Source organism: Rhizobium tropici CIAT 899 (assembly GCF_000330885.1).
Classification (GTDB): domain Bacteria; phylum Pseudomonadota; class Alphaproteobacteria; order Rhizobiales; family Rhizobiaceae; genus Rhizobium; species Rhizobium tropici.
Window position 1 is genome coordinate 1,847,814 of sequence record NC_020062.1, and the last position, 14,038, is coordinate 1,861,851.

The 14,038-nt window shown below is 60.1% G+C and carries 10 protein-coding genes; all 10 read left to right on the forward strand.

Annotated features, from left to right (window positions below; translation table 11 throughout):
* Positions 1-3 precede the first annotated feature (3 nt).
* Entirely contained in the window at positions 4-2,691 is a 2,688-nt protein-coding gene (locus RTCIAT899_RS30570; protein WP_015343717.1) for a hypothetical protein, read from the forward strand.
* Between the two features lie 5 nt (positions 2,692-2,696).
* Positions 2,697-4,925, forward strand: a complete 2,229-nt coding sequence (locus RTCIAT899_RS30575) for an MGH1-like glycoside hydrolase domain-containing protein (protein WP_015343718.1) — start codon at positions 2,697-2,699, stop codon at positions 4,923-4,925.
* Between the two features lie 373 nt (positions 4,926-5,298).
* Positions 5,299-6,375: an ABC transporter substrate-binding protein gene (locus RTCIAT899_RS30580; RefSeq protein WP_015343719.1), complete on the forward strand. Its 1,077-nt coding sequence runs from the start codon at positions 5,299-5,301 to the stop codon at positions 6,373-6,375.
* A complete protein-coding gene (locus RTCIAT899_RS30585) occupies positions 6,365-7,279 on the forward strand; it encodes an ABC transporter permease (RefSeq protein WP_015343720.1) in 915 nt (304 codons plus the stop codon). The genes RTCIAT899_RS30580 and RTCIAT899_RS30585 overlap by 11 nt, the downstream gene beginning before the upstream one ends.
* Before the next feature lie 15 nt (positions 7,280-7,294).
* Complete coding sequence (locus RTCIAT899_RS30590; protein ID WP_015343721.1) at positions 7,295-8,074, forward strand: ABC transporter permease; 780 nt, start codon at positions 7,295-7,297, stop codon at positions 8,072-8,074.
* Positions 8,061-9,110: an ABC transporter ATP-binding protein gene (locus RTCIAT899_RS30595; protein WP_015343722.1), complete on the forward strand. Its 1,050-nt coding sequence runs from the start codon at positions 8,061-8,063 to the stop codon at positions 9,108-9,110. Before RTCIAT899_RS30590 ends, RTCIAT899_RS30595 begins: the two co-directional genes overlap by 14 nt.
* A 2-nt stretch (positions 9,111-9,112) precedes the next feature.
* Complete coding sequence (locus RTCIAT899_RS30600; protein WP_041678275.1) at positions 9,113-9,709, forward strand: cysteine hydrolase family protein; 597 nt, start codon at positions 9,113-9,115, stop codon at positions 9,707-9,709.
* Positions 9,710-9,761: 52 nt separating this feature from the next.
* Entirely contained in the window at positions 9,762-10,241 is a 480-nt protein-coding gene (locus tag RTCIAT899_RS30605) for a MarR family winged helix-turn-helix transcriptional regulator (RefSeq protein ID WP_015343724.1), read from the forward strand.
* 51 nt (positions 10,242-10,292) lie between these two features.
* The gene (locus RTCIAT899_RS30610; protein ID WP_015343725.1) at positions 10,293-12,653 is read left to right on the forward strand and encodes a beta-glucosidase family protein; all 2,361 of its coding nucleotides are present in this window, start codon (positions 10,293-10,295) and stop codon (positions 12,651-12,653) included.
* 637 nt (positions 12,654-13,290) lie between these two features.
* Positions 13,291-14,010: a hypothetical protein gene (locus RTCIAT899_RS30615; RefSeq protein ID WP_015343726.1), complete on the forward strand. Its 720-nt coding sequence runs from the start codon at positions 13,291-13,293 to the stop codon at positions 14,008-14,010.
* Positions 14,011-14,038 lie beyond the last annotated feature (28 nt).

Sequence of the window (14,038 nt, forward strand, 5' to 3'; positions counted from 1 at the left end):
ACATTGCCTGAGACAGCGGCCATTGCGGATATCGAAAGTCGGGCCCTCTTTGAGCGCCCGACTGCCGCATTTCGTCCTTCAGCCTACTGGTTCTGGCATAGCATTCCCGATGAGGCGACCTGCCGGACACAGCTTGCCGATTTCCAGGCGAGGGGCATCGGCACCATCCTGATCCAGGCGCGACTCGCCCTGCCGCGCGAGCAGTACCTGTCACCGCATTATCTGTCAGCCTACAGGCTGGCCGCCGACATCGCGGCTCAACTCGGGCTCAAGCTTGGCATTTATGACGACTATAACTGGATCAGCGGCCATGCCGGTGGCAGGACTGTGGAAGGGCGTGACGAACTGCGCGAGCGTCATCTGTTCTGGTCGTCTTCGGCAGATACGCGGGGCACGATAAGCAGGATCCATCCGGCATTCACCCTGAAGATGGGCGCCGACATCATTGCCTGGCAATATGAAGGCGGGCGCATCGAATGGTGCGAATGGACGGTCGAGGCAGCAGTGCTGCATCCCTCCGGCCCAATCGAGGCATATGATCAGACCGTCGACGTGACGTCGCAGGTCAGCATCACAGGTTCTGATGGTGCGTCCTGCGGCTATTCCTATGATGGCGCGGTCGCATTCGGCTGGACGCTGACGGTCTTTGTAAGCGCGCGTTCCGCGACATCACGGATCATCAACTATCTGCTGCCGGAGGCAGCCCAGCGTTTCATCGACGTTGGCCTCGAACCCATCGTCACAGCCCTTGGCAAGCGCGTGCCCGATCCCGTTGGATCTGTATTCTACGATCAGCCGGCCCCCGGCTTCTATCGCTGGGATCAGATGGCGGGAAATCTCGGTAACAGCCTGCTGTTTGCGCCTGCGCTGAAAGACTGTGTCCTGTCCAAGACGGGCGTGCCGTTCGCCGTCGCCCTTCTCGCGGTGGTGCGCAACGTTGGGCCGGAAACCTTGCGACTGCGTGCGTTGTTTCACGCAGCCTATTCCACCTTGATGAACGAGGCATTCTTCGGCACACTCAGGGGCTGGGCGGAAGGAAAAGGGATCGTCCTCACGGGGCATGAGATTCTCGCTCATGTCAGCTCATGGGCACCCAATGGCGGCTTCACAAGCATCGATCCGCGCGTCGCGCCGGCGGTGGACTTCTTCGGCATCGACGCCATCAGGCACGAAACGGCCGTGGACGCAAACAATCTCACGCCACAGTTGGCTCCCAAGATGGGTGATTCGGTCGCCCGCTCGAACGGACGCAGCCGCTGCGTCGTCGAGACCTATTTCAGCGCCGAACGCACCGAAGTGCGCGCTGCCGGCCAATGGGAGGTGACGCTGGAGGCATCGCGCGCCCAGGCGATCCGGCTTGCCTGCCTTGGCACACGGCAGTTCCTCTGGCACGGCGTCTACCAGACCGATGGACTCGACAACGACCCGACGCCCTTCACCAATCCGCGCTTCGACTTCGCGCCGGGCATCAACTTCGAGCCGTGGTGGCCCTATCATGATCTTTTCGCCGAAGAGATCGCACGCGTTTCCGCCTTTATCGAACCTGCAAGGCCGCAGGCGCCGGTTGCTATTCTGTATCCTCTCTACACTGCCTTTGCCGAAGGGCCTCGCCACGGCCATGCCACCCATATCGGCGCCTGGTGCGAGCAACTGTTGGTGCAGGGCTGCGATTTCATGTTCGTGAGCGAGGCGGATATCGCAAACGCGGCTATAGAAGATAGACGTCTGCTTGCATCCGGTCTCGCGTTCGACGCGGTGGTGCTGCCTTCGGTGACGGTACTGGAAACGGCTGTTACGATTCAAAAGCTCGATGCCTTCATGAAGGCCGGCGGTCGGATCTGGTCTTCGGGCGAAACCGTCTCCACGGTTCGCACGGGCGAGGGAACCTCCGGCTCGGTTGGCGTCACGTCGCACACCACAGCGATGCCCGATGCCGAAACGGTGTCCGCCCTCCTGTCGACCCTGACGCTCGACGGTCCGCAGATTTCGGGCCAAAGGCCGTGGCAATGGATCGGTCATGATGTTGACGGCTGGTGGAGGATGGTCGTTTTCAACGATGGCGCAGAAGATATCAGCTTTGACATCCTGCTCGGAGATGGCTTCGATTATGCGATATGGAACGCGGAATACGGGTCTGTCGAAGCCTTCGCCGCCGTTCACAAGCTGACCGTAGAGTTGGAACCGCACGAAGTTCGCTGCATCCGTCTCCGTCAAAACAGACAGGCGGCTGTCGCCATCGGCCATCTATCGAGCCGACGGGCGCTTGACCGAAACCGGCTCATTGCTCTGGCAGACGGCTGGACATTCGCGCCCGGCCAAGATCAGGCCTTTGCGCCTATCTCCGTTGACAGCGGCTGGGAAGAGCAAGGCTTTCCGGCCTTCAGCGGCACGGGCATCTACCGACTTTCCTTCACAACGGGAACCGAGACCGACTGGATGCTGGAACTGCCGACCGTTCATACGGCGGTCACTGCTTATATCGATGGAACCGAAGTGGGACGCCGTGGCTGGCGGCCCTATCGCTTAGGGCTCGGCCGCCTTGCCGCCGGCACCCATGAACTCGAGCTTCACGTCGCCAACACGGCAGCAAACCGCTATTACGACAACACACCCTATCTCGGCAGCGGCCCGGACAAGAGCGGGCTGACAGCCACACCCATGCTCATACCGCTGCAAAACAGACCGGAATAAGAACCATGCTGAAACATTCTACCGTTCCCTTGATGCGCGCCTGGAACAGCTGGTCCGACAGACCGGCGGAAATGGTGTTTCTGCCGCTCGGTGTGCGCATCACGCCCGTTCTCTATTCCACGCGCAGCCGGACGACGTCAGCCATCGAGCCGCGTCGCGACACGGTGCGGCTCGGCCGCCACGCGATCGACGGATCGCTGATCGAACTGGAAACGGAGCATAGCGGAACCACCGTCGCCTTCAGAACCGAGAAGTCCGATCCCTTCGCGGTTCGCGGAAATTGGGAGGGCAAGGCTGGTGGCGAGTGGGGACTGCGCTTCTGGCTGACCCTGGCGATTTCGGCAGACAGTGGAGAAATGGTCACGCATGAAGCTGGCCGCAACGTCACACTCGTCAAGATCGGCACCCGCTTCGTCGCGGTCGCAACGGCGGAGGCTCCGGTGCATGTGACCGGCCATGATACGATCGACGACCTTCGCGCCGATTTCGAGGCGAACGGATATTTCTACACTGCGAGCCGGAAAAACGAGGCGCCAGTGATCGCCCTGCGCTTCAATCTGGAAATGATGCGCCAAGGCGCCTACGCCGCCGCTGTGGCCGACAGCGCCGAGCTTGCGATTGTCAAGGCACAGGCCAGCCTTGCGGCCGACAACCCGAGCACTGCTCCTACCGCCCACAATGGCACCTACGAAGGATCCCTGGACGCGATCCGGGACGTCGTCGCCTGGAATACGATCTGGGATGAGACCAACTCCCGGCCCTATACGGCTGTGACGCGCATCTGGAATCTCGGCAAATTCGCCGTCTGGTACAACGACCAGCTGTTTGCCGCTCTGCTGGCCGGTGTCTTCGATGCCGATCTCGCCCGCGAGAATATGGCCACGGCGATGGCAAGCGCCACCCCCCAGGGCAATATCGCCTGCATCGTTACCTCGAATGATGCCTGGGTGGATCGCAGCCAGCATCCAAACGGCGCGCTCGTTGCCTGGCAGCTTTACCAGCGCACCGGCGAGCGTTCGCTTCTGGCGGCAAGCTATGATGCGCTGGCCCGCAATCAGCGTTGGTGGCGCGAACACCGCGATCCCGACGCCTTCGGCCTGCTGTCCTGCGGCACATCGGACGTCGGCGAAGGCCTCTATAAGGGCACGCACTTTGCCGCCCGCAACGAAACAGGCATGGATAATTCAGCCACTCATGACGAGGCCGTCTACGATCCCATCACGCGTACCCTGTCGACATTCGATCTCGGACTGAATTGCGCGGCGGCGCTCGATGCCGAGATGCTGTCGAAGATGGCCGAGGTTCTCGGCAAGGAGGATGATGCCCGCGAATTCGCGGCCATCGCCGAACGCTGCCGCAAGCTGATCTCGGAAAACCTGTGGGATGAAAGCCGCAGCATCTTCGCCAACCGGCAGCGCCAGGGCGGCTTTGTGCGGTCGCTTTCGCCGACCAGCTTCTATCCTCTGCTATGTGGCGCAGCCACGCCCGAACAGGCCGAGAAGTTGCTCCACCACCTCGGCGACGAAACCACCTTTGGCGGTGACTACGTCCTGCCGAACGCGACGCGTGACGATCCCGCCTTTGCCGACAATGTCTACTGGCGTGGCCGCATCTGGCCGAACGTCAACTACATGGTCTGGCTCGGGCTGCGCCGCTACGGCTTTGCAGCGGAGGCAAGTAGGCTTGCGCGGCAGAGCTACGAGCTCTTCATGAAGTCCTGGAGCACGGACCGGATCGCGGCGGAGAACTATAACGCCACGACGGGCGAAGCGATGGACCAGGGCGATACGGATCCCTTTTACATCTGGGCCGCCATGCTGCCGCTGATGGCTGTCGGCGAGATCATCGACTTCGATCCGTGGAGCGGCTGGACCCTTCACAATGCCGGCGCTGACCTTTCCGTCGGTCCGATGCTGTCGCCTTCTGGAATGCTTTCGGTCTCGATCTCCGATGGCCTGCTGGAAATGAGCCTGGACGGACGCGCATCGTTGAAGACTAACCTGCAAACATCGTTCACGCAGATCACTGTCAGTGATGCACGTTTCTCCTGCACCATCACTCCGACGGGCAACGACGGGTTTGTCGCGCTTCCGAATGTCGAGCCAGACCGCATCGTGGCAGCACATCTCGATTGCCAGGAAGTTCGGCTCGAGGCGAGTACCGATGGCGCGCGTCTTGAAATCGCAAAGGCCGCGCACGGCCGGAAACTGGATGTCTATTTTTTGACAGTGTGAATGGTATTGGCGCCTGATGGAACTTGACAGGCGCAGATCAGCCATATTACTTTGCATACAAATAAAAAGAATGCCGGAAGAGCATGAGGGTTGAACGGAATTGCCTATCGGGAGCAACACGCTCGCGATAGCAACTTCATAACGGCAATGCCTGATAGAATGGCTGCGATTTAACGCTGCGCCGAAAGGCGCTGGGTGAACCCGTACGTTCCAATTGGGTGTGACCAGTCGTCAGCCTCACGTCAATTTAGTTTGCATACAAATCATATGGCGCGCTTTTTTAATAGGCGGACTGCCGATGATTTGCGCGAAGCCTGAGGTCGTCGGCTGCCGCCGCGGCCGTTGACAAGAGTATTTTCAAGAGGGGTTCCAAATGACTGAAATCACAAGACGCAACACGCTGAAGCTGATGTCCGGAGCCGTCATTGCCGGCGCTGCCTTCTCGGCCATGCCGCGCATGGCCTTTTCCGCCGGTAAGATCACGGTTCTAAACTGGCAGGGTTACGGCACTGACGAAGCCTGGTCGATCAAGGCCTTTGCCGAGAAGACCGGCATCGAGGTCGTCCACGACTACTACAGCTCCGAGTCGGAAATGCTGACCAAGCTGCGCACCAACCCGGGCGCCTATGATCTCGTCGTTCTCAACGCTGCGCGCTGCGCGCAGGCAACCGCGGAAGACCTCCTGCAGCCGATCGATTTCAGCAAGGTTCCGAACGCTGCCACGATCGACGCAAATCTGCGCTCCAATGCCAACTTCCTGAAGGATGGCAAGGGCTATGCGGTGCCATGGGTCTGGGGCATGACTTCGCTCGCCATCCGCGACGGCATGCCTGTTCCAGACAGCTACAAGGTTCTGGCGGATCCCGCCTACAAGGGCCGCGTTGCGATGGACGACGATGCGGTTATCTGCGTTGCCGCCGGCGCCCTGATGACCGGTCAGGACATGAATAACCCGAAGGATCTCGGTGCCATCCGCGACGCGTTGAAGTCCATCAAGCCGAACGTCAAGCTGCTGTGGTCGACGGAAGACCAATGGAACAAGTCCTTTGCAGCCAAGGAATTCGACCTCTCGCTCTTCTGGTCGGGCGGCTCGGTCCGTTCAAAGCGCAATTCGAAGCTGCCTGTCGATTTCGTCGTTCCCAAGGAAGGCGGCATCGGCTGGGTCGATGGTCTCGGTATTCCGGCGTCGGCTCCCAACGCCGAGGGCGCACTGGCCTTCGCAAACTGGCTGATCGACCCAACCTTCTATCTCGAATGGGCCACCAAGGTCGGTGCACCGGCATCGTCCAACTCCGCAGCACTTGCAAGCCTTCCGGCCGACGACCTGAGCCGCCAGGTTCACAAGCCGGAATACCTGAAGACCATGGGCATCATGTCGGCTCTGCCGGATGACCGTCGTGAAGCCTTCAACAACCTGTGGCAGGAAGTGAAAGCCTTCTATGCAGAATGACAATCTGACATCGGCGTCAGAGCGCGGACCTTCGGATCCGCGCGTGCGGCGTCCCCTGCCGTCCTGGGTGTCGACGACGGCGCTGCTGATGCCAACCTACGGCTGGCTGACGCTTGCCGTCTTTCTCCCGCTGCTGACCATGTTGGTCTTCAGCTTCATGGCGGCAACCCCCATGGGCAAGGCGCCGATCGTCTTTACCCTGAAGCAGTATCGTGCCTTCATCGACCAGCCCTATCTGATCGGTATTGCTTTCACGTCGCTGCTTATCGGCTTCTGGACGACATTTGCCTGCGCCGTACTCGGCTTCCTGGCAGCAGTTGCGCTTGCTCGTTCCACCTTTGGCAAGACGCGCGAGCTGCTGCTCATCCTCATCCTGCTACCATTCTGGACGAACGGCCTTGTCCGTATCTTCTCATGGACAATGGTGCTGCGCGAAAACGGCTTCCTCGACACCATCTTCCACATGGTCTTACCGGATGCTGGATCGATCGGCTTCCTCTATACGCGCTATGCAGTCGTTGTTGGCCTGGTACATGGTTATCTGCCTTACATGATCCTCACCTGTTATATCGCGCTGGTTACGATCGATGACGCGATCATCGAAGCGGCCGCCAGCCTGGGTGCGCGGTGGTGGACAATTCTCTTCAAGATTCTCGTGCCTATGGCTGCTCCAGGCTTGATCTCGGGTGCCGTGCTGACCTTCATCCCGGTCATCGGCTCCTTCATGGAGCCCCGAATTCTGGGCGGCCGCGTGGGCGTCACCATGGGCACCGTCATCGAGGACCAGTTCACGCAGGCCTTCAACTGGCCGCTCGGCGCCTCGCTGTCCTTCACGCTGCTCGCCGTCGTACTTGCAATCTTCGGCACGTTCTCCGGCGTCCTGCGCCGCGGCACGGCAGCTTAGAGGAGGGAACACCGAATGAGATCGCTTGGTCGTTTCTATCTGATCGCCGTACTGGTCTTCCTCTACACGCCGATCCTCGTGATGATGGCGATGGGCTTCAACGCCTCGCCGCTCTACGAACTGCCGTTCAGCTTCTCGACCCGCTGGTACGAGGCGCTCTGGAACAACAGCATCCTGCTCACTGCTGGCATGAACAGCATCATCATCGCCGTCATTACGGCGGTTCTCGCAACCACGCTTGGCACCATGGCGTCTGTTGCCCTGTCGCGCAGCACGTTCCGTGGCAAGAGCTTCCTGCAGATCATGCTGCTGCCGCCGATCGCCATTCCGTGGCTGATCACCGGCACGGCGATGCTGATCTTCTTCTACTGGACCGGCATCGGCCGCGGCATGCACGCGATTATCATCGGTCACGTTGCCCTTGCCATCCCTTACGTAGTCCTGGTGGTGGGAACCGGCTTCCGGACAATCCGGGCCGATCTGGAAGAGGCAGCCATGAGCCTGGGATCCACCCCCATCCATGCGTTCTTCTCCGTCACTCTGCCCCTGCTTTACCCCAGCATCCTGGGCGCCGCCCTGTTTGCCTTCGCGGTCTCGCTCGACCAGTTCGTGATTTCCTATTTCCTCGCAACGCCCGGCTTCACCACGCTGCCGGTTCAGATCTACTCCTCGATCCGCAAGGGCTTCACCCCCGAAATCAATGCGATCTCGACTGTGCTTCTGCTCGGCTCGATGACCGTGATCCTGATTTTCGCGCGCTTCGCCAAGCCCGGAGACACCCGTGACAAACGTTAACGTCAATTCCGTCGCCAAGACCTACGGTACCACGCCCGTTCTGGCCGATATCACCACCGAGTTCCCAGAGGGCTCGTTCACCAGCCTTCTTGGGCCTTCGGGCTCCGGCAAGACGACGCTCCTGCGCATCATCGCCGGCTTCATCAAGCCTGATCTGGGTGTGGTGACCATCGGCAGCAGGGATGTCACGAACATACCCGTATGGGGCCGCAACATCGGCATGATGTTCCAGTCCTATGCGTTGTTCCCGCACATGACGATTACTCAGAACGTGGCCTTCGGCCTCGAGCGACGCGGTATCAAGGGTGCCGCAGCCCGCAAAGAAGTCGATCGCGCCTTGGAAATGGTGCGCCTGCCGGGCTTTGGCAACCGGATGCCAAAGCAGCTTTCGGGCGGCCAGCAACAGCGTGTAGCGCTGGCACGCGCCATTGTCATCAAGCCGAGCGTGCTGCTGCTTGACGAGCCGCTGTCCGCGCTCGACCGTAGGCTGCGACAGGAGATGCAGGTCGAACTGCTGCGGATCCAGCGCGAGAGCGGCCTGACGACGATCTTCGTCACCCACGACCAGGAAGAAGCCCTGACGCTGTCCGACAAGGTGGCCATTCTCGACAAGGGCCGTATCGTTCAGATCGGCGCGCCCGAGACTGTCTACGAGAAGCCTCTGACGCGTTTCGCCGCGGAGTTTCTGGGCGATTCCAATTTCCTTGTCGGCACCGTCGAGAACGGTGCGGTGCGGCTTTCCGACGGCACGACGGTGCGCAGCGCAAGCCCTCTGCCTGCCAACGGCATGAAAGTGACGCTCGCGGTGCGCCCGGAGAAGATGTCGATCTCGGCGAGGAATGCCGAAGGCAACAGCCTCACGGCGCTGATCACCACGGTCATCTACGCCGGACCGGTGCTCTCCTATCTCCTGGAGACCAAAGACGGTCTGCCACTGAAGCTCTTCGTGCAGAACCGAGACGGCACCGTCCTCAAGGAAGGTGACAGCGTGACGCTGAACTGGTCGCCGGAACACACCGTCTGTGTTGTGGATTGACGATGACGAGGGCACCGTTGTCCCATAACACGTTGCATGTCGTCATCGACATGCAACGGCTCTTCGCCGAGGAAACGCCCTGGTTTACGCCAGCTTTCGCAGGCATCATGCCGAATGTGCAGCGGCTTGCCGAGGCCAGGCTTGAAAGGACGGTCTTTGCCCGCTTCATCGTCGCGCAACGTCCCGAGGAGGCGAAAGGCCGATGGCAAGCCTACTATGAGCGCTGGAAAACGGTAACTCTGGACGAACTCGATCCGGGGATGCTGGATCTCGTTGCACCGCTGGCTGCGCTCGCGCAGCTGGGGTCAATCGTCGACAAGGAAACCTTTTCGATCTTCGGAGCTCCCGGCTTTATCGATCGTCTTGATAGCGAAGGCGTCGATACGCTTGTGTTCACCGGTGTCGAGACCGATGTCTGCGTGTATGCGAGCGCATTGGACGCGGTCGATCTCGGCTACAGGGTGGTCCTCGCCAGCGACGCTATCGCGAGCGGCGACATGATGGCACATGAGATGGTACTGACGCGTCTGGCACCGAGGTTTTCGGAGCAGATTGAAATTTTGACAACTGAGGCCATTCTGGGTTTGTGGCCTGCATGACGTTGATTTGGATTGCCCGATTCGGCGGCAGCAAGCCCGGCTGAGAGACAAGATGGATATTCCACTCAAGGACAAGGCCCGGGGAGCGAAGGGTGCAGATATGGCAGCGAAACCGAACCACACCCAATATGCACTGGGCGAGCAGATCGGCTTCTTCCTGCGCCAGGCGAACCAACGCCACGTCTCGATCTTCGCCAGCCTGATCTCCGAGAAGCTGACGACCACCCAATGGGCGGCGCTCGTCAAGCTCAAGGATCTGCAGCCCTGCTCGCAAGGTAATCTCGGCCGCGAAACGGCAATGGACATGGCGACCATCAAGGGGGTCGTCGACCGCCTCGTCAAGCGCGGCCTGGTGCACACCGCGCCCGACCCCGCAGATGCACGGCGTCTAGTCTTGACACTGACCGACGAAGGCGATGCCACTGTAGATCGCAATCTCTCCATCGCGCTGGAGATTTCGCAAGAGACCTTGGGGCCGCTGACAGCTGCCGAGCGCATGATGCTGATGGAACTGCTCCAGAAGATTTGTTGACGGCATCACATGTGGTCCGCGCCCATTCACTCAGATAGGGGAAGACACACCATGCCCGAAGCGGATAATGGGGAAATCCGAGCGCTGGTCACCTCCATGACCACGAATGAGAAAGTCGCTCTCGTCAGTGGCCAAGGCCTCTGGAGAACGGCCGCAATCGAAAGGCTGGGGATCGACTCGATTCTGATGACGGATGGCACCTACGGCGTGCGCTACTCGACAACCCAGATAGATGCCGGCACCGGCGATGAAGAAAGCCTCGCCGCATTCCTCGACCTGATTAACCAACAGGCTGACGATAAGGGCGGTATGTTCGGCACGACGCGGCCAGCCACCTGCTTTCCGAACGGCAATCTCGTCGGCTGTTCCTGGGATGTGGACCTGCTGTATCGCATGGGCGAAGCGCTTGCTCTCGAATGCCGCAGCCTGGGAATCCACCTCCTGCTCGGACCGGGTATCAACACACGACGGACGCCGCTCGCCGGCCGCGCCTATGAATATTACTCGGAGGATCCGGTCATCAACGGCGATCTTGCCGCCGCTCTGATTTCCGGCCTGCAGGACAACGGTATCGGTGCCTCGCTGAAGCATTTTGCCTGCAACAACTCGGAAATCGATCGGACAACGACCAGTTCCGATGTGGATGAACGGGCTCTGCGGGAGATCTATCTCGCAGGCTTCGAGCGGGCGATCCTCAAGAGCGCGCCCTGGACCGTGATGAGCGCCTATAATCCGGTGAACGGCGTTCAAGCGGCGGAAAGCCACTGGTTGCTGAAACACATCCTGAGGGATGAATGGAGATATGACGGGCTTGTCCTGTCTGACTGGCACGCCATCAAGGATCGGCCCGCATCGCTTAAAGCCGGTACGGACCTCGACATGCCGGAAAGCAAACCCCGCAAGGCACGGCTTCTGTTGGCTATCGAAGATGGCAAGGTCGCCGACGACATACTCGATCGGGCTTGTGAGCGGGTTATCGGCCTCGTCCGCCGCTGTCATGCCAAGAGGCTGCCCGCAGCCCCTGTCGATCTGGACCGCCATCACGCCCTCGCCCAACAGATCGCGGCTGAGTCCATCGTGCTGCTGCGCAACGAACAGCAGACACTGCCGCTCGATGCGGCTGCTACCGGCGAGATACTCGTTGTTGGCGATGACGCTCTGGTCCCGACGATCCAGGGATCGGGATCAGCGACGACCAATCCCTATCGCGTCGACAGCCCCTTGGAGCGGATCGCAGCGCGTGCGGGAAAACATCTGAACGTACGTCATATACCTTTCCCGACAGCGCAAGGCGCTCCGATGGAGAGTGAAACGCAAGCCGTTCTAGATGCTGCGACGACAGCGGACGCAGTCATCATCTTCACCGAGAACGAGAAGTCGCGCAACGGTGAAGGTAATGATCGCGACACCTTGAAACTGGCGGCCGGCCACGACAGCCTGATCTGCTCGCTCACTGAGGCCGGCCGGAAAGTAATCGTCGTTCTAACGACGCCGGATGCAGTCGAAATGCCATGGCTGGGCACCACGCAGGCCGTGCTGGCCTGCTTTTATCCTGGCCAGGGCGGCGGCGAAGCCATTGCCCGCGTTCTGTTCGGCGAACAGAACCCTTGCGGAAAACTGACGGCGACGATGCCCATCCGCATCGAGGACATTCCCGGTTGGCACACCTATCCCGGTGAAAACAGCCGGCATGTCTACAGCGAAGGAATTTTCGTCGGCTATCGCTACTACGATTTCAAAGCCATGACGCCCCTCTTCGCCTTCGGTCATGGCCTAAGCTACACGCGTTTTTCTTACGAGAGCATGGCACTCGACAGGCAGGAAATCGGCCCGTCGATGGGCTGCAACGTGAGCGTCACCATCCGCAACACTGGCGAAGTGGCCGGCAAGGAAATCGTTCAGCTCTACGTCCGTCCGGTAAAGCCCGGCCTGCGGCGGCCGATGCGGGAACTCAAGGCTTTCGCCAAGGTCGAGCTTCAACCGGGCGAAGCCAAGGCTGTGACCCTGACGCTTTCCGCGCGGGATTTCCAATATTTCGATACTGCGCGCGGCACATGGGTGCTCAATGCAGAGGCTTTCATCATCGAGGCGGCGGCTTCCTCGCGCGATATCCGCCTCCAAAGCCGACTCGCTTGCCGTTCCGAGCGCTTCCCTCCGGCAGCCCTTTCCGCGCTTTCGCCGCCAGCGCTGGTTTTCGCGAATGAACGGGCGATACCTGCGTTGACAGAATTGCTGGCGAGGAAGCTCCGCATCTCCGGCGATGAAGCGATGGCCATCCTCGAAAAGCTCAACGGCTCTTTCCTGGGCTTCTACGATACATTGAGCTGGTATGTCGGTGACGCGATCAACGAAGCTGACATCACAGCGGTTTTCGACGCGCTGAATCGCACAACAGAAGGGATTTCCTCTTGATGCAATCCTTCGCCTCCGATGCCATTGAACTTCCTCGACCGGCTTTCCTCAAGGATGATCCTGAGAAGATATTGTGTTTTCGCGGCAGATGCTTTTTGATGAAGGAACAGAGCGACGCCTGTCACCCTTGTCGAAACTCGTGGCGGGGCAGTTCGAGTAACGGGCGATTTCAGCCCAAAAGCAAAAGCCACAACACAGCAGCACAGCGGTCGGCAAGCGCCCACAACTAACCTGGCTCTTGATGGAAATCGAACTGGCGACCACCATATAAAATCGCTTTCAAGACAGCGGGATCCTGTTCTCTGATCGAGGTAGGTTGCCGCGTGCTTCCTACGATGGCGAAGACACCGCCAGGTAACGAACCGACCTATTGCTGAAAGAGCTAATTTCCGACCGAGCCTTTTGCTCTTCCCAATCGGACGGCCCTCTTTCCGAGAGACGTCATGCTCCCCGTCTTACCGCGTGGAACGACCTATCGTCGCCAGTGGGATCAGTCTGCTCTCGTGCACGCAAGGCGTCGCCAGTTCGAGGACCGTGGCCTGAATCAAGGCATCTAAGACGTTCGAGAAGTGCAATCCACCGTCTAGCTTCCAACGACAGAAGCCTCGCTATCGCGTGGTACCGCTGGGAGCAGATCATGATACAACTCAAAGAACTTGCCATCGAAGCTCATGGGGGCCTCCAGCGTTGGCAGCAGTTCGAGCAAGTCTCTGCCGATCTCGTGCAGGGAGGCATCTTGTGGCCACTGAAGGGCCACTCACAGACGCTCGAGCGCACGACCGTCACGGTCGGGCTCAGGAAGGAGTGGGCGTCGCACGCTCCGTTCGGCGACAGCAAACGACGCTCTCGCTTCGAACCGGACCGTGTCACCGTGGAAGCGGAGGATGGAACGGCTCGCGAAGAACTGCTTGAGCCGCGGGCAAGCTTTGCCGGACACACACTGCAAACGCCGTGGACCGAACTGCAACTCGCCTACTTCGCCGGCTGCGCCATGTGGACCTATTTGAACATGCCGTTCCTGCTGGCTTGGCCGGGCGTCGAAGCGGAGGAACTGGAGCCTTGGCCGACCGACAGCGGCGACTGGCGCCGCCTTGCGGTGCGATTCCCCGCCGGGATCGCAACACATAGCACCGTGCAGACGCTCTATTTCGATGCGGACGGATTGCTGAAGCGTCATGACTATGATGTCGAGATCTCAGGCAATACGCCCGGCGCGCACATCATCGAGGACTATGCGGAAGTATCAGGCATCAAATTTCCGACGAAGCGCCGGATCTATGCCCGCCAGCCCGACGGGAGCTTCGGCACCGACCCGCTTGTCGTCTCGATAGATCTCTCAAACATCCGCCTCAGCTAGTCACTGACTCCGGCACGCCGAACCAGAC